General features: G+C 65.9%; 14 protein-coding genes. 10 read left to right on the top strand and 4 right to left on the bottom strand.

Features of this window, described 5'->3' with window-relative positions:
• The 10 genes from HV773_RS10590 to HV773_RS10545 all read left to right on the top strand — a co-directional run bounded on the left by HV773_RS10590 (position 1) and on the right by HV773_RS10545 (position 12,012).
• A complete protein-coding gene (locus HV773_RS10590; RefSeq protein WP_175195102.1) occupies positions 1 to 1,152 on the top strand; it encodes an acetyl-CoA C-acetyltransferase in 1,152 nt (383 codons plus the stop codon).
• 38 nt (positions 1,153 to 1,190) lie between these two features.
• Entirely contained in the window at positions 1,191 to 2,069 is an 879-nt protein-coding gene (locus HV773_RS10585) for an SDR family oxidoreductase (RefSeq protein WP_175195101.1), read from the top strand.
• Positions 2,070 to 2,073: 4 nt separating this feature from the next.
• The gene (locus HV773_RS10580) at positions 2,074 to 3,321 is read left to right on the top strand and encodes an acyl-CoA dehydrogenase family protein (protein ID WP_175195100.1); all 1,248 of its coding nucleotides are present in this window, start codon (positions 2,074 to 2,076) and stop codon (positions 3,319 to 3,321) included.
• The gene (locus HV773_RS10575; RefSeq protein WP_175195099.1) at positions 3,318 to 4,574 is read left to right on the top strand and encodes an acyl-CoA dehydrogenase family protein; all 1,257 of its coding nucleotides are present in this window, start codon (positions 3,318 to 3,320) and stop codon (positions 4,572 to 4,574) included. Before HV773_RS10580 ends, HV773_RS10575 begins: the two co-directional genes overlap by 4 nt.
• Positions 4,571 to 5,374 carry an SDR family oxidoreductase gene (locus HV773_RS10570; protein ID WP_175195098.1) on the top strand — a complete coding sequence of 268 codons (804 nt, stop codon included), beginning with the start codon at positions 4,571 to 4,573 and terminating at the stop codon, positions 5,372 to 5,374. The genes HV773_RS10575 and HV773_RS10570 overlap by 4 nt, the downstream gene beginning before the upstream one ends.
• A complete protein-coding gene (locus HV773_RS10565; protein WP_175195096.1) occupies positions 5,371 to 5,862 on the top strand; it encodes a MaoC family dehydratase in 492 nt (163 codons plus the stop codon). Before HV773_RS10570 ends, HV773_RS10565 begins: the two co-directional genes overlap by 4 nt.
• 37 nt (positions 5,863 to 5,899) lie before the next feature.
• A complete protein-coding gene (locus HV773_RS10560; RefSeq protein WP_175195094.1) occupies positions 5,900 to 7,105 on the top strand; it encodes an acetyl-CoA C-acyltransferase in 1,206 nt (401 codons plus the stop codon).
• Positions 7,106 to 7,191: 86 nt separating this feature from the next.
• Positions 7,192 to 8,295: a WD40/YVTN/BNR-like repeat-containing protein gene (locus HV773_RS10555; protein WP_175195092.1), complete on the top strand. Its 1,104-nt coding sequence runs from the start codon at positions 7,192 to 7,194 to the stop codon at positions 8,293 to 8,295.
• An 86-nt stretch (positions 8,296 to 8,381) separates the two neighbouring features.
• On the top strand, positions 8,382 to 10,850 hold the full coding sequence (locus HV773_RS10550) for an efflux RND transporter permease subunit (RefSeq protein ID WP_175195090.1): 2,469 nt from the start codon (positions 8,382 to 8,384) through the stop codon (positions 10,848 to 10,850).
• 85 nt (positions 10,851 to 10,935) lie between these two features.
• Entirely contained in the window at positions 10,936 to 12,012 is a 1,077-nt protein-coding gene (locus tag HV773_RS10545) for a 3-ketosteroid-9-alpha-monooxygenase, oxygenase component (RefSeq protein WP_175195088.1), read from the top strand.
• Positions 12,013 to 12,114: 102 nt separating this feature from the next.
• Here the strand turns inward: HV773_RS10545 and HV773_RS10540 are convergent, their stop codons facing one another.
• The 4 genes from HV773_RS10540 to HV773_RS10525 form a co-directional block, all read right to left on the bottom strand.
• The gene (locus HV773_RS10540; RefSeq protein ID WP_175195086.1) at positions 12,115 to 12,387 is read right to left on the bottom strand and encodes a DUF4148 domain-containing protein; all 273 of its coding nucleotides are present in this window, start codon (positions 12,385 to 12,387) and stop codon (positions 12,115 to 12,117) included.
• 261 nt (positions 12,388 to 12,648) lie between these two features.
• Complete coding sequence (gene oxlT, locus HV773_RS10535; RefSeq protein WP_175195084.1) at positions 12,649 to 13,941, bottom strand: oxalate/formate MFS antiporter; 1,293 nt, start codon at positions 13,939 to 13,941, stop codon at positions 12,649 to 12,651.
• Positions 13,942 to 14,100: 159 nt separating this feature from the next.
• Positions 14,101 to 15,093, bottom strand: a complete 993-nt coding sequence (locus HV773_RS10530; RefSeq protein ID WP_175195081.1) for a YncE family protein — start codon at positions 15,091 to 15,093, stop codon at positions 14,101 to 14,103.
• Between the two features lie 64 nt (positions 15,094 to 15,157).
• A complete protein-coding gene (locus HV773_RS10525) occupies positions 15,158 to 16,306 on the bottom strand; it encodes a porin (RefSeq protein ID WP_246282265.1) in 1,149 nt (382 codons plus the stop codon).
• Positions 16,307 to 16,883 lie beyond the last annotated feature (577 nt).

Genomic DNA, 16,883 nt, shown 5'->3' with positions numbered 1-16,883 from the left:
ATGAAACAAGCCTATATCGTCGACGCGCTGCGCACGCCCACGGGCCGTCGCAAGGGCACGCTCGCGCCGGTGCACGCCGCCGACCTGGGCGGCTTCGTGCTGCAGGAACTCGTCAAGCGCAACGCGATTCCCGCCGAGGACTACGACGACGTCGTGTTCGGCTGCGTGGATACCATCGGCCCGCTCGCCGGCAATATCGCGCGCACCTGCTGGCTGGCCGCAGGCCTGCCGCTCACGGTGCCGGGCGTGACCGTGGACCGCCAGTGCGGCTCCTCGCAGCAGGCCGTGCACTTCGCGGCGCAGGCCATCATGAGCGGCACGCAGGACGTGGTGATTGCGGGCGGCGTGCAGACCATGACGCAAATCCCCATCTCCTCGGCGATGACGGCGGCGGTGCCGCTCGGCTTCACCGACCCGTTCTCGGGCAGCAAGGGCTGGCGCGCGCGCTTTGGCGATGCGCCGGTCTCGCAGTTCGACGCGGCCCAGCGCATCGCCGATCACTGGAACCTCTCGCGCGAAACGATGGAGCGCTACGCGCTGGAAAGCCATCGCCGCGCGGTGGCCGCGATCGAGGAAAAGCGCTTCGAGCTCGAGGTCGTGCCGTGCTTCGGCCTCTCGCGCGACGAAACTCCGCGCCCCGACACCACGCTCGAAAAAATGGCCTCGCTCGAACCGCTGATGCCGGGCGGCTCGCTCACGGCGGCCGTGTCGAGCCAGACCTGCGATGCGGCGGCGGCGTTGCTGATCGTCTCGGAAGATGCACTGAAGCGTTACGGCCTCACGCCGCGCGCGCGCATCCATCACCTGAGCGTGCTGGGCGACGACCCGCTCTGGATGCTGACTGCGCCCATTCCCGCCACGCGCCACGCCCTGAAAAAAACGGGCCTCGCGATGAAGGACATCGACGCAGTGGAGATCAACGAGGCGTTCGCTTCGGTCGCGCTCGCCTGGCTTGCCGAAACGGGCTACGACGCGGCGCGCACCAACCCGAATGGCGGCGCGATTGCGTTGGGGCATCCGCTGGGCGCGACGGGCGCGCGTCTCATGACGACGCTGCTGCACGAACTCGAACGCACCGGCGGTCGATACGGACTCCAGACGATGTGCGAAGGCGGCGGTCTCGCGAACGTGACCATCATCGAACGCCTTTGAACGCGGCATAGCAAGAGCAACACTACGAGAGGTCAGGTATGGGAATCTGCAAGGGACGGACCGTGATTGTCACGGGCGCGGGCGGCGGGCTGGGGCGCGCGTACGCGCTGGCGCTGGCGGAGCAAGGCGCGGCGGTGGTGGTCAACGACGTGCGCGAAGACGCGGCGCGCGCCGTGTGCGAGGAGATCGCGCAGGCCGGCGGCCGCGCGCTCGCGAACGCCGACGACATCACCCGCATGGACACGGCGCAGCGCATCGTCGATGCCGCGCAGGAAGCCTTCGGCACGGTGCACGCGCTGGTGAACAACGCGGGCATCTGCCGCGACCGCATGTTCACGAGTATGACCGAGGACGATTGGGACGCCGTCATGCGCGTGCATCTGCGCGGCCACTTCTGCCTCGCGCAGATTCTCGCGCGCGGCTGGCGCGACGCTGCCAAGGCGGGCACGCCGGTGGCGGCGCGCATCGTCAACACGAGTTCGGGTGCGGGGCTGCAAGGCTCGATCGGGCAATCCAACTATGGCGCGGCCAAGGCCGGCATTGCGGCGCTCACGCTGATGCAGTCCGCCGAGCTCCAGCGCTACGGCGTGTGCGTGAACGCGCTCGCGCCGGCGGCGCGCACCGCGATGACCGAGGCCGTGTTCGCCGACGTCATGAAGAAGCCCGAGGATGGCGGCTTCGACGCCTTCGATCCGGCCAACGTCGCGCCGCTCGTGGTGTGGCTCGCGAGCGAGGCATCGGGCGAGGTGACGGGGCAGGTGTTCGAGGTCTCGGGCGGCATGATCGCGGTGGCCGAGGGCTGGCGCACGGGCCCGAGCGTGGACCGTGGCGCACGCTGGCCCGCGCACGAAGTGGGCGCGGCAGTGGCGGCGCTGGTCGAGCAGGCGCGGCCCGCACAGCGCGTGTACGGAAGCTGACGCCATGGACCTGGTACTCACCGAAGAGCAGGTCATGATTCGCGACAGCGCGGCCGAGGTGCTCGCGCAGCAGAGCGCATCCGCCGACGTGCGCCGCGCGATCGCGCGTCATGCGGGCTACGACGCGGCGCTCTGGCAAACCGTGGCGGCGGAACTCGGCTGGTGCGGCCTGAGTGTGCCGGAGCACGCGGGCGGCGCGGGGCTGGGCGCGACGGCACTCGTGCTGCTGATGGAGCAGCTCGGGGCAAGGCTTGCGTGCGTACCGTACTTCGGCACGGCGGTGCTGGCCGCGCAGGCGCTCGCGCGTTGCACGGGCGACCCGGCCGAAGCCGATGCGGATGAGGGTTCCGAGGAAGCCGTGCGCTGGCTCGCGCGCATCGCGGCGGGCGAGACGCGCGCCGCGCTGGCGATTGGGCATGCCGCGCCGTCCGACGCGGGTGAATGCCAGGCCGTGAGCGTCGAAGCGCATGAAACGCCCGACGGCTTCCGCCTGAGCGGCACGCTCGCTGCCGTGTTGGACGGCGTGATGGCCGACCTGCTGCTCGTGCCCGCGCGCCTGGCCAATAACGATAGCGGCGAGATCGCGCTGTTCGCCGTCGAAACGGCGCAAGCGGGCGTCGCGCGCACGCCGCTCGCGACGCTGGACACCACACGTGCCTTTGCCGGCATCGTGCTGGACGACGTGCAGGTCATGCCCGCCGCGTGCCTCGCGCGCGGTGTTGCGGTGCGGCGCGCGCTCACGGAAACGGCATGGCTTGCGGCGCTCGGGCTTGCGGCCGAGCAGTTGGGCGGCGCGCAGCAATGCCTCGACCTTACGCTGGCCTACACGGCGGAGCGCGTGCAGTTCGGACGCGCCATCGCCTCGTTCCAGGCGGTCAAGCACCGCTGCGCCGAAATGCTCGTGGCCGTGGAGGCGGCGCGCTCTGCGGTGCTCGGCGCGGCGGCTGCGTGGGATGCCGCGCAAGGCGTGCCCACGGCTGCGCTGTACGCCGATATTGCGGTCGCCAAGGCGAGTGCGAACGACGCGTTCCGCTTCTGCGCCCAGGAAGCCATTCAACTGCACGGCGGGGTGGGATTTACCTGGGAGTACGATCCACAGCTTTATTTCAAGCGCGCACAGGCTAGCGGTGCGCTGTTCGGCTCGACGTCGCAACTCTATGGCTGGCTCGCAGGTCACGTGATCGACGGCGCGAGCGGCAACGCTGCGGTCGAACCCACGAGCGCAGCGGCTCTTGCAGGAGCGAACGCATGAACGCACGCATCGATGCGAATTTCAACGCGAATTTCAACGACCAGAGCGGTAACCGCGAAGCGCGCCTGCGCGCCGGGATTGCCGCCTGGATGGCCACGCACCTCACGGGCGAATTCGCGTGCCTGCGCTACCGTGGCGGCCCCGGCGACGAGGACGCATTCCCCGAGCTGCGCAAGGCATGGGAGCGCGAGCTTGCCGAGGGTGGCTGGACCGGCCTTGGCTGGCCCGTGGAAGCAGGCGGGCGCGGCTGGAGCATTGCCGACCAGGTGATCTTCCACGAGGAATACGCGCGCGCGGGCGGCCCGGGCCGCATGGGCCACATTGGCGAAGGGCTGCTCGGCCCCACGCTGATCGCCTGCGGCAACGCCGATCAGCGCGCCCGCTTCCTGCCCGGCATCCTCGCGGGCTCGCAGTTCTGGTGCCAGGGCTATTCGGAGCCCGGCGCGGGCTCGGACCTCGCGAACGTGCGCACGCGCGCCGAGCGTCAAGCCGACGGCGCGTGGCGCATCGACGGCCAGAAAGTCTGGACCTCGCTCGCGCACGACTCCGAGTGGATTTTCGTGCTCGCGCGCAGTGACCCGCAATCGCGCGGCAACAAGGGCCTCTCGTTCTTCCTCGTGCCGCTCGACCAGCCCGGTGTGGAAATCCGCCCGATCCAGCAGATGAACGGCGGCGCGGAGTTCAACGAGGTCTTCTTCGACGGCGCCCGCGCCGAAGCCGCCGACCTCGTGGGCGAGCCCGGCGACGGCTGGCGCATCGCCATGACGCTGCTCGGCTTCGAGCGCGGCATCTCCACGCTCGGCCAGCAGATGCAGTTCATCCGCGAGCTCGACTGGGTGATCGAGGCCGCGCGCGAGGCGGGCGTGGCCGACGATCCGGCCATTCGCGCGCGCATTGCGAAGGCGTGGGCCGGGCTGCGCACGATGCGCTACAACGCGCTGCGCATGCTCGCGAGCGCGGGCGAAGGGGGCGCGGGCGAAGGGGGCGCGGCGTCGGGTGTGCTCGACAAGTCCTCGCTCATCTACAAGTACTACTGGTCGAACTGGCACCGCGATCTGGGCCAGCTCGCCATGGACGTGCTCGGCGAACGCGCGAACCTCGTCGATGCCAACGACGCGAAGCGCAGCCGCCTGCAGGGCGTGTTCCTGTTCTCGCGGGCCGACACCATCTACGCCGGCACCAACGAAATCCAGCTCAACATCATGGCCGAGCGCGGGCTCGGCATGCCGAAAGAACCCAGAGGTCAAGCATGAACGTTTCTCAAGGTCTCGCCATTGCGCCGCCCTATGTGGCGGGTCATCAACTGCTCGCGGGCAAGTCGGTGCTCATCACCGCCGCCGCCGGTGCCGGCATCGGCTTCGCGGCGGCCCGGCGCAGCGCCGAGGAAGGCTGCCGCGCGCTGTTCATCTCCGATATCCACGAAAAGCGCCTGACCGAAGCCGTGGCCAGGCTGCGCGATGAAACCGGTCTGGACGCCGTTTATGGCCGCCTGTGCGACGTCTCCAACGAGGAACAGGTGAGGGCGCTGGTGGCCGAAGCCGAGGACAAAACCGGCGGCGTGGACGTGCTCGTGAACAACGCGGGTCTGGGCGGCTCGTGCCGTCTAGTCGATATGGACGATGCGCAATGGTCGCGCGTGCTCGACATTAGCCTTACCGGCACGTTCCGCATGATGCGTGCGATGTTGCCCCACATGCAGGCGCGCGGGCGCGGCACGATCGTCAACAACGCGTCGGTGCTGGGCTGGCGGGCGCAGGCGGAGCAGGCGCATTACGCGGCTGCCAAGGCCGGTGTGATGGCGCTCACGCGCTGTGCGGCGCTGGAGGCCGCGCCGCATGGGGTGCGCATCAACGCGGTGGCGCCGAGCATTGCGCTGCACGATTTTCTGAAGAAATCGGCTCCGGCCGAATTGCTCGAACAACTGGCCTCGCGCGAAGCATTTGGGCGCGCAGCCGAAGTCTGGGAGGTGGCAAACGTGATGGTGTTTCTTGCAAGCGACTACGCGTCGTATATGACTGGCGAAGTGCTCTCCGTGAGCAGCCAGCAGGCATGATGAGCACGCTCGACGTTTCCGCCGAAGCCACGCCCGTGCGCGTGTTCGCGCAGCCGGGCGAGCTGCTCGATGCGGTGGGCGAGCGCCTTGGCGCGAGCCCGTGGTTCGACATCGACCAGGCGCGCATCAACCAGTTCGCCGACGCCACGCTCGACCATCAGTGGGTCCACGTGGACCCGGCGCGCGCCGCAAGCGGCCCGTTCGGCGGCTGCATCGCGCACGGTTATCTCACGCTCTCGCTCGTCAACTATTTCCTGCCGCAAATTGTGCGCATCGACGGCGCGAGCATGGGCGTGAACTACGGCTGCGAGCGCGTGCGCTTTCCGGCGCCGGTGCGCGTGGGCGCACGGGTGCGCGGCGTGGGCGAGCTGCTGCGCGCCGAAGCGCTGGAAGGCGGCGTGCAGGCATGGATCCGCGTGAGCGTGGAGATCGAGGGCGAGGCGAAGCCTGGCTGCGTGGTCGACACCATCAGCCGCTATTACTTCTGACTCCGTATTTATCTGATCCGAAACAGGAATGCATTCGATGAACGAAGCCGTGATTGTCTCCGTGGCGCGCACGCCCATCGGCAAGGCCTACCGGGGTGTTTTCAACGATACCGAGGCGCCCGCGCTGGGCGGCCACGTGGTGCGCGCGGCGGTAGAGCGCGCGGGCCTGGAAGGCCGTGAGATCGACGACGTCATCATGGGCTGCGCCGCGCAGCAGGGCACCCAGGGCTATAACATCGGCCGTCTTTCGGCGATTGCCGCCGGGCTGCCCGCGAGCGTGCCGGGCATGGCGCTCGATCGCATGTGCTCGTCGGGGCTCATGTCGATCGCGGTGGCCGCGCGCAGCATCGCATGCGGTGACGCCGACATCGTCGTGGCGGGCGGCGTGGAGTCGATCACGCTCACGCAGAACCGTCACAAGAACAGCTACCGCGCGCGCGCCGAAAGCGTGCTCGCGCAACAGCCCGCGGCCTATATGGCGATGATCGAAACGGCGGAGGTGGTGTCGCGCCGCTACGGCATCAGCCGCGCCGACCAGGATGCGTACTCGCTCGTGAGCCAGCAGCGCACGGCGGCGGCGCAGGCCGCAGGGCGCTTCGACGCCGAGATCGTGCCGCTCGACGTGCGCCGCGCGCTCTTCGATAAAGAGGGCAATGTCACCGGCCACGAAAACGTGCGCGCCGAACGCGACGAATGCAACCGCGCCGAAACCAGCGCCGAAAGTCTTGCCGCGCTCAAGCCGGTATGGAGCGGCGGCGAAGCCGTTGCCCAGGGCGAATTCATTACCGCAGGCAATGCCTCGCAGCTTTCGGACGGCGCGGCGGCGGTCGTGGTGATGAGCGCGCAAAGCGCCCGCGCGCGCGGCCTCACGCCGCTGGGCACGTTTCGCGGCCTCGCGGTGGCGGGCTGCGAAGCCGACGAGATGGGCATCGGCCCGGTCTTCGCGGTGCCGCGACTGCTCGAGCGCCACAAGCTCACAGTCAGCGATATCGGCCTGTGGGAGCTCAACGAAGCCTTCGCGTGCCAGGCCATCTATTGCCGCGACAAGCTCGGTATCCCGATGGAGCGCCTGAACGTGAACGGCGGCGCGGTTTCGCTCGGTCATCCGTTCGGCATGTCGGGCGCACGCATGACGATGCACGCGCTCATCGAGGCGAAGCGGCGCGGCGCGCGGCTCGCCGTGGTGACGATGTGCATCGGCGGCGGCATGGGCGCGGCGGCGCTGTTCGAAATCGCGGCGTAGACCGCGCGAACACGCAGTACAGACAGTACAAGTAGTACCCCAATGAAGCAGCAGTAAAAAAACGCACTACCTGGAGGAGACACTCCGTGAAAACTACGCTTCCCGGCCTGCTGATGTCGGCGGCGGTGCTGGGTGCGGCGCTCTTCGCGTTCGCGCCGCGCCCCTTGCCCGCATTCCCGGCCAGTACCATCGCAGCCAATCATCTGCAGATCAACGGCCTCGCGCAGGCCGGCTCGCGCGCCGTTGCCGTCGGCGAGCGCGGCGTGATCCTGCTCAGCGACGACGCCGGCGCAAGCTGGCGGCGCGCCACGGTGGACTCCAAAGAGCCGTCCACGTTGACCCAGGTGTTCTTCGTTTCGCCGCGCACCGGCATTGCCGTGGGCCACGACGGCGTGATCCTGCGCACCGTGGACGGCGGCGAGCACTGGCAGCAAACCCACTTCGATCACCGCCACTCCGACCCGCTGCTCGCGATCTGGGGCCAGCCGAACGGGCCGCTCTTCGTGGCGGGCAGTTTCGGTCAACTCCTCGTGTCGCATGACGAGGGCGCAACGTGGAGCGTCGAGAAGACCCCGGCCGAAGACCGCCATCTGAACGCGATCGCGGGAGACGGCAAGGGGCGCATCGTGATCGCGGGCGAGACCGGCACGCTGCTGGTGTCCAACGATAACGGCGCGACCTGGGACAAGCGTTCATCGCCCTATGCGGGGTCGCTGTTCGGCGTGCTGCCGCTCGCCGATGGAACGTGGTTCGCCTACGGCATGCGCGGCAACGTGCTGCGTTCGACCGACGGCGGGCAGACGTGGGCGCATGTCGACAGCGGCGTGGGCGTCTCGTACTTCGGCGCGGCGCAGTTGAATGGCGGCCGCCTCGTGCTGGTCGGGCAGGGCGGCGCCATCGTCACCTCCGACGACGCGGGTGAGCATTATGCCGTGCGCAAGGTGGGCGGCGTGCAGAGCCTGGCCGCCGTGCTGGACGAAGGGCAGGGCCGCCTGCTGGTGGCCGGCGAGCCCGGCGTGATGCGCTGGACGCTGCCCGCGCAGACCGTGCCCGCGCCGCGCGATATCGCCAACATCGGCGCCAACACCGGCGCCAATGGCAAGAATGCCGCGAAGCTCGCGGGCTCCGAAGCCACCAAGGACGCATCGCCCAACCCACCCGCGGCCGCCCAGGCCAACGCGCCTTCCTGAAATGGCGGCGTTGTGAGTTCTTTCCGCTGCTCCAGTTGCACTGGTTCGCAGTGCAAACCGTTGTGCCATTCGTTGTGAGACGCACCATGACCGCCTCTACCCGCTCCACCGCGCTCGCGCGCTTCGTCGACCGCTGTGCCGGCGCCATCATGCGCCACCGCCTCGTGCTGCTCGCCGTGTGCCTCGCGCTGACCGCTGCCTTTGGCGTGTCGGCCACACGGCTGCGGCTCGACCCGGGCTTCAACAAGATGATCCCGATGGAACACCCGTACATGCAGGTGTTCAACCGCTACGCCAGCGCGTTTCCCGGCGCGAACACCGTGCTCGTGAGCCTGCGCTGGAAAGGCCAGGGCGACATCTATAACGAGCAGTTCATGGACGAACTGCGCCACGCCACCGACGACGTGTTCTTCATCCCCGGCGTGAACCGCTCACGCGTGTTCTCGCTCTTCACGCCGAACGTGCGCTACACGGAAGTGACCGAAGCGGGCTTTCGCGGCGACGTGGTGGTGCCGGGCCAGTTCAGCAGCGCCCACCCCGAGGATCTCGCCAAGGTGCGCCGCAACGTGGCGCGCTCGGGCCAGATCGGCCGGCTCGTGAGCAACGACCTCAAGTCGGCGCTGATTCGCGCTGAACTGCGCGAGGCCGATCCCACCACCGGCAAGCGGCTCGACTATGGCCATGTAGCGAAGCAGCTCGAACAGATTCGCGCGCGCTACGCCAACCAGAATGTGGAAGTGGACATCATCGGCTTCGCCAAGCTGGTGGGCGACGTGGAGTCGGGCATCGCGGGCGTGATGGTGTTCTTCGGCATCGCCTTCGCGGTGACCGCCGCGCTGCTGCTTCTCTACACCCGCTCGCTCAAGACCACGGCGCTCGCGCTGTGCGTTGCGCTGCTGCCGGTGGTGTGGCTGCTGGGCGCGCTGCCGATGCTCGGCCTCGGCATCGACCCGATGTCGATCCTCGTGCCGTTCCTGATTTTCTCGATTGGCGTCTCGCACGCCGTGCAGATGACCAACGCGTGGAAGCAGGCGCTCGCCACCGGCCTGTCTTCCGTCGATGCCGCGCGCGACGCGTTCCGCAAGCTGTTCGTGCCGGGCACCGTGGCGCTGCTCACGAATGCGCTGGGCTTCATGGTCATCATGCGCATCCAGATCGACATCGTGCGCGAGCTCGGCATTACCGCCTGCCTCGGCGTGCTGCTGATGATCGTTACCAACAAGGTGTTCCTGCCGATCCTGCTCTCGTACACGCAACTGGAGCGCGGTGCGCTTGCCCGCGCTCAGCGCGGTGCCGCGCACGCGCAAAACGGCGGGTGGGCGCGCTTTGGCGTGTTCGCGAAGCCGCTGCCGGCGCTGGGCGTGTTCGCGGTGGCGCTCGTGCTGCTCGCGTTCGGCGCGCAGGCCTCGCGCGGTCTGCAGATTGGCGACATCGGTTCGGGCGCGCCCGAACTGCGCGCGAACTCGCGCTACAACCTCGATAACGCGCGCATTACGAGCCAGTACAACATTGGCGTCGATGCGCTCGCTGTGATCGTGGAGACCAAGGGCTACGACGATGCTTGCCTCCATTACCCGGTCATGAGCGCCATCGAGCGCTTCGAGATGCAGATGCGCGGCGTGGCCGGCGTGCAGTCGGTGGTGAGCGTGCCGTCGCTCGCGAAGGTGTCGATTGCGGCGTTCAACGAAGGCAACCCGCGCTGGGCTGCGCTGCCGCGCTCCGCCGATGGCCTCACCCAGGGTTCGAGCGCGTTCGACCCTGACAGCGGCATGAACACTGAGAACTGCCAGGCGATCCAGGTGCTCATCTACACCGACAACCACGAGGGCAGCACGATCGCGCACATCGTCGACGAGATCAAGCGCTTCGCGGCCGAGGACGAAACCAAGGGCGTGGCCTTCCGCCTCGCGGGCGGCAACGTGGGCGTGATGGCGGCCACCAATGAGGCCGTGGCCGACGCCGAAATCGCCATGCTGCTCTCCATCTTCGGCGCCATCGCACTGCTGTGTCTCGTGACGTTCCGCTCGTGGCGCGCGGTGCTGTGCGTGATCGTGCCGCTCACGATCGTTTCGATCCTCTGCAATGCGGTGATGGCGAAGCTCGGCATCGGCCTGAAGGTGGCGACGCTGCCCGTGATCACGCTGGGCGTGGGCGTGGGCGTCGATTACGGCATCTATCTCTACGAGCGTCTGCAACACGAAGTGCGCGCGGGTGCCAGCCTGCCCGAGGCGTTCGGCGAGGCGATGCGCCAGCGCGGCACCGCCGCGCTCTTCACGGCCGCCACGATGTTCATCGGCGTGGGCACGTGGGCGGGTTCGGCACTCAAGTTCCAGGTGGACATGGGCGTGCTGCTCGCCTTCATGTTCCTCGTGAACCTGTTCGGCGCGGTGTTCCTGCTGCCTGCGCTCGCCGCCTGGCTGGGCGTGGAGCGTGCGGAGCGGCGCGCAGGCGAGCGTGCCGCGAGCGTCGCAACCGCAACGGGCGTCGCTACGCCGGGCGTCGAGGCCGCAGCCCGTCACGCGAGCGTGAAAGAACCCGCGCATGCACGCTCCTGAAGCCCTTCATCAGCAAACCTGAATAACGTAAAGCATGCGCCGCGCGGAACGACCGTGCGGCGTCCACTCAAGGAAGGAGAACCCTATGTCCGCACGTCCGTACAAGATCGAAGCGCAGCCGCTCGTGCAGCGCTATGCCCGTGGCTGGCACTGCCTTGGACTCGCGAACGACTATCGGGACGGCAAGCCGCATACGCTCAACGTGTTCGGCCGTCGCCTGGCCGCCTTCGCCGATTCGACGGGCCAGATTCGCGTAGTGGACAGCTATTGCCCGCACATGGGTGCGGACCTCTCGACGGGCCGCGTGGAAGGCGACACGCTCGTCTGTCCGTTCCACGGCTGGAAATGGGATGGCGACGGCCAGTGCCAGTCCATTCCCTATTGCAAGCGCATTCCGCCCAAGGCGAAGATCGGCGCGTGGCGCACTTGCGAGCAGAACAAGCTGCTGTTCGTCTGGCACGATCCCGAAGGCGGCGAGCCGCCCGAGAGCGTGGCGATTCCGCCCATTCCGGCTTGCGAATCGGACGAGTGGTCCGACTGGGTCGTGGACAAGATGGTGATCGGCACGAACTGCCGCGAGCTGGTGGACAACATCTCCGACATGGCGCACTTCGCGACCGTGCACGGCGCGCCGGTGGACTACTTCGCGAATCTGTTCGAGGAGCACAAGGCCACGCAGTTGCTCGTGGGCCGCAGCGCGCGGCTGGGTGACGATGAGCTGATTGCGCTCTCCACCTACTTCGGCCCGGCGTATCACATCACGGAGATGTCGGGAACAAGCGGCGGCCACCCGATCAACTCGATCCTGCTGAACTGCCACGTGCCCATCGACATGAACAGCTTCGAGCTGCGCTATGGCGTGATCGTCAAGAAGATCCCGGGCCTTTCCGAAGAGCAGAACATGGAAATTGCGCGCGCCTATATTGCCCAGGCGCAGGCGGCGTTCTATGAAGACGTGGTGATCTGGGACAGCAAGACCCGCATCGACAATCCGCTGCTTTGCGAGGGCGATGGCCCGCTCTATCAAATGCGCGACTGGTACAACCAGTTTTATCTCGATGCCGCCGACGTGCGGCCCGCGACTCGCGCACGCAAGGTCTTCGAGATCACGGTGAACGAGGGCGGCTCGGTGCCGCCGCTGCATCACGTGTTCGAAGGCTGAGCACAAAAAGCTGGAGTGCGAGGAAGGGGCGCGGCGCGGGCCGCGCCCGATTCATTTTCGAGCACTTTGCCGGCGCAGGTTCACGCCGGCGCAGTCAGGTCCTCACTGCATATTCGGTGCCATCGTGGGGGTGGTTTGGCCTGGCGTCGTACCAGGGGCTGCTGCAGCAATACGGGCCTGGGCTGCGTGCAGGTTGGCAGGATACTGGTTGTCGCGCCCAGTCGATCTGTAGCCGGCTTGCCGAAGCTGGGCTAATTCCGCGCGCACCTGGGCACGCGTGAGCGGCCCATTGGATGCCTGGGGTGCTTGAGCGAAAGAAAGGGCCGGTACAAGCAATGCAGCCGCAAACGCGGCCAGTTTAAGTGTCCGATTCATCGTCTGTGCCTCCAGCTAGTGAGGTATCAGCGCTGTGGACCCGGGGCGGGGCAGCGGCTGGCACAGCTAGCTTGAGGGCGCAGACTTAAGGAACAGTTAACGAGCGACGGGCGCCAGGCAATTGCGGCAGAAAACACCGCGTTGGCTGGCGCCCTGATGGTGCTGGAAGCAAGGGGCTGGAGGCGACGCCTATATCGGCGCTTTCCAGCCTTCCTGCTTTCCCGTCGCGCATACCCGCCAGCGCGGAGCCGGCGGCTGCGCTCATTGAGCCTGGAGTACCGGAGCAACCTCCTCACTCATGCCCGAGAACCAGCGCTTTCTCATGGGCGCGAGAATGAACTTGGCCGACACGCCCGCGACGATCGACACCACGGCGGAGCCGATCAGCACGTGCTCCCACGACCCGCCGGCAGCCACCAGCGACGCGATCGGAACGAGCAGCGACGCCGTGCCCTTGGCGGTATAAAGCGTGCCGGCATTGGATGCCGCGTATTTGCTGCCGAACGTATCCGCACAGATCGCGGGGAAGATCGAGAAAATCTCGCCCCAGCACAGGAAGATCAGCGGCGCGAAGATCAGAAATGCGTACGGATCGTGACCGTAAGCATTCATCCCGAGCAACGCGAGCCCTTCTCCGACGAACACGATCAGCATGGTGTTTTCGCGGCCGATCTTGTCGGACAGGAGGCCACAAATGGGGCGCGTCAGCCCGTTGAGCAAATTGTCGACCGAGAGCGCCAGCGTCAGCAGGGGCAATGTCGCGCCAAGGAATTGCACGGGGAGTTTCGCGAAGCCAAACGATTTCGCAATCGGACCGAGTTGCGCCGTGGCGATCAGGCCGCCGGCCGCTACGAGCACGAAGAGCAGATAGATCATCCAGAAGAGCGGCGTTTTGACCATCTGGCCCGGCGAATAATCGACCTTGCTCATCACGACGCGCGCCACCGGTTTGATGCCGGGACCCGGATTCGGGCGAATCAACGCGATGCCCAGGATGAAGATCGCGATGCCCTGAATGACGCCGAACACGAAGAACGTGTGCCGATACCCGGAATCGTGAATCATGTTCGCGATCGGAATGACCGTCAACGCGGCGCCGGCGCCAAAGCCCGCGGCGGTCAGGCCGGCGGCGAGCCCGCGCCGGTCCGGGAACCACTTGAGCGCGTTGCCGACACAGGTGCCGTACACGCAGCCCGCGCCGAGGCCCGCGATGACCGAGGCGGCGTAGAGCATTGGCAGCGTGGTGGCGAACGAGTCGATCACCCAGCTAAGCGCGACGAATACGGCACCGGCCATGACGACGGGGCGCGGGCCGAAGCGGTCCACCAGCCACCCCTCGACCGGCACGAGCCAGGTTTCGACCAGAATGAAAATGGAGAATGCCGTTTGAACCTCGGCGGCGCTCCAGAGATTCTGGGTTTTCATTGGGACAACGAATAGTGTCCACGCATATTGCAGATTGGCGACGAGCGCCATGCAGGCAATGCCGATGAACAGTTGAGTCCAGCGGTTTCCGAGCAAGGGCTTACCTGCCGGCGAGGCAGCGGATGACATGACGACTTCTCCCACAAATTAAAGGTCGGGTGACGGCTCGCGTCGATGCGATCTTCCGCGATCTCGCGCGCCGCACCGTGTTTCATTCATGCAGCACAGGCGCCGCACGGGCGAGGCAGGAGACCATGCCGCTGCGCCACCCGAAGCCGGCGTGCGATATCAGGACTTCTGCTCGTACACCCCGACCTTGTTGCTTTCGTTGAGATAGACGTAGACGCGATGGGTTGCCGTGTCGACCGTCAGCGTGTGGACCTTGGGCTCGGTCTGGATGTGGTCGATGACCTGATTCGTGTCCAGGTCGACCACTTCGAGGTTGCCGGTTTTGTCGCCGATGAACGCGCGGCGCTTGTCGGTGTCGATGGCCGTCTGGTCCACCGCGCCCGCGACGTCGATGGTCGTGACGAGCTTGCCCGTCGCCGGGTCCACCACGAGCATCTTCTTGTCGCTGGTGCCGAAGATCAGGTGATTCGTCTTGCTGTCGTACACGCCGCCCTTGGCCGCGCCCTTCAGGCCGAAGTCCCATACCGCCTCGATCTCATGGGTATTCGGATTGATCACGTCGATCTTGCCGCCAACGGGTTGATACAGGCGGTCGGTGGAGGCAACGTAGAGCGCAACGTCCGGGCCGTCCTTGTCGTCCTCGGGCTTCAGCTTGAACGTCGTGGTGAGTTTGTACGGCGCCTTCGGCTCAAAAACGGCTTCGTTGTTGCTGTCGTCGTTTGCGAGCAGGATGGAGCCCGTCTTCGTGTCCACATTCACGCCGTCGGGGGTCTTGCCGCCGCTGTCGACGGAGGCGACGCGGTCGAACGAGTGTTTGTCATAGACGATCAGCTTGCCCGTGGTCGCATCGGTGACGTAGGCGTGGTTCGCGTCGAAGTCGATGCCGTTGCCGGAATCGACGCCCGAAAGCGTCTTCTTGATCGCCATGGTCTTCGCATCGATCACGACCACATTGTGATTGGGCGACTGGGACAGCCAGACCGCGTGGGTGTCCTTGTCGTAGGTGACCCAATCGCCGTGACCGCCCTTGCTGCCGGGCAGATCGATCGTTTTGACGAGCTGGTACTGCGACGCCTGCGCGTAGGTCGCGACGGCGCACAACCCCATTGCGGCGAGACTGATCGTCAACGCTTTGTGTTTGAAAAAAGCCATGTTGCCTCCAGTAGAAAATGAACGCGTTTTTTTGTGGTTTTTATCGACTACCTTGAATGCGACTTCAGAACTTGTGCGTGATGCCGATGATCGCCACGACCTGCGAACGGGTGCTCGAACTCGCGGCGAGATCGCCTACCGTGCCGCCTGCCGCGACGAGCTCGGAACCGTCCTCGCTGAACGTCGTGCCGCTCGCGTGGGAATACGCGACGTCCGCATAGAGGCTGGTGCGCTTGCTCAACGAGTAAGTTGCGTTCGCACCGACGTTGTTGTAAGTGGCCGAGGACGCGCCGCTCGAGTGCGTGTACACGTAGTTGAGCGCGCCGGACAGCGCCGGGGTGAATTGATACTGGAGCGCCGCGCCGCCAACATTGAATGTTTCGGTGCGGTTGAAAGCGCCGTAATCCGTGTACGGCTTGTACTGCGCGTTGCTGTAGCGAATGTTGGCGGTCAGGTTGCCGATGACATACTGAGCCGCGACCTGGACGATCTGCCGGGAGCCGAACATGGGCGTCGCGCCAAAGAGGGGCACGACCGAGTTAGTTTGCGTAAGGTCCGCTGCGCCAGTGCCGTTGACATCGTTCTTCGAGAACAGATAGCCAGTGGCGAGCGTCAGTCCGCCATGGTTGTACGAGGCGGCCGCCCCGTACGAGTGGCCGCCGGTGGTATTGCCGGCGATTCCGCCCACCCCGTACATCAGCTCGTACTGGAATCCCGCGTAGGTCGGGCTCGCGTACTTGATCGAGCTATTGATCCACACTGAGTTGTCGTTGTTGTCGGCATCGCCCGGTGTGGTGAAAACGGGTCCCGCGAAACTGTCGCCGGTAATCGGCTGAATCAGGTCGACCGTTGGATCGAATTGCCGTCCCATCGTGAGCGTGCCGTAGGCGTCGCCGCTAAGACCGACGGTGGCCTGGTGGGCGAAAATGCGATTGTTCGACAGCGATCCGTGGGTGATGTCGAAAGAGCTTTCCAGGGTGAAGACCGCATTGAGGCCGCCACCGAGGTCTTCCTTGCCTTTGAGGCCCCAGTACGTCGATCCATTGTCGGCGTTCTGCATTGCCACGAGCGAGTGGCCGCCCGTGTTGTTGTAGTAGGCCGCGGCCTCGTCGATTGAACCGTACAGCGTCACGCTGCTCTGCGCGTGCGCCGCAGCCGATGCCGATGCGATAAGGACTCCGATAAAAATGGATCGGTATCTGAAATTGACCACAACATCTCCTTGCATTAGTAGTAGTTTGTAATGCGAATTTAAGAAAAGAAAATTCGGTGCCGAAGATCGATACTTGGGAACGGATGGAGGTACTCCAACTGCAGCTTTGCGCAGCCGCATCGGCAGTCGTTTTTTGCGTCGTGTCGAACGCACTCACCGGGGATACGCAGCGGGCATCAATTGCTCCGGATCGAACTTTGAGGGCGCGCCAAGCTTAAGGACAATCGAATAATCTTATGCGGACGATAAGAGGGAGCTTATGACTGAAAGCCGTTTAAATGATCGAGGATTACGATCTGGCTGCAGTGCTGCCGTTGCGCGCCCGGGCAAACAACCACGCTATTTTCTGGAGAGCACCGTGGGGAGCGGCTGGCGGACATCTTGACGATTGCCGAGGCCGGCCCACGGTCGTGGATTTCGTTTGATCGTCGTAAAGGAAAACGTAATGAGGCAAGAGCGCTGGTAACGCAAGGTTCCGCCAGTGCGGATCGCTGGTCAGGGAATTCACTGAGCGTTTGTCTGCTTTAAAAAATCCGCTAAACCTTAAGCTGTTGCAAATCGGTGGTGCTGCTTTCAT

The organism is Paraburkholderia caffeinitolerans, assembly GCF_902859945.1.
GTDB classification, from domain to species: Bacteria; Pseudomonadota; Gammaproteobacteria; order Burkholderiales; family Burkholderiaceae; genus Paraburkholderia; species Paraburkholderia caffeinitolerans.
This window is presented reverse-complemented; position numbering and strand designations above follow the sequence as displayed.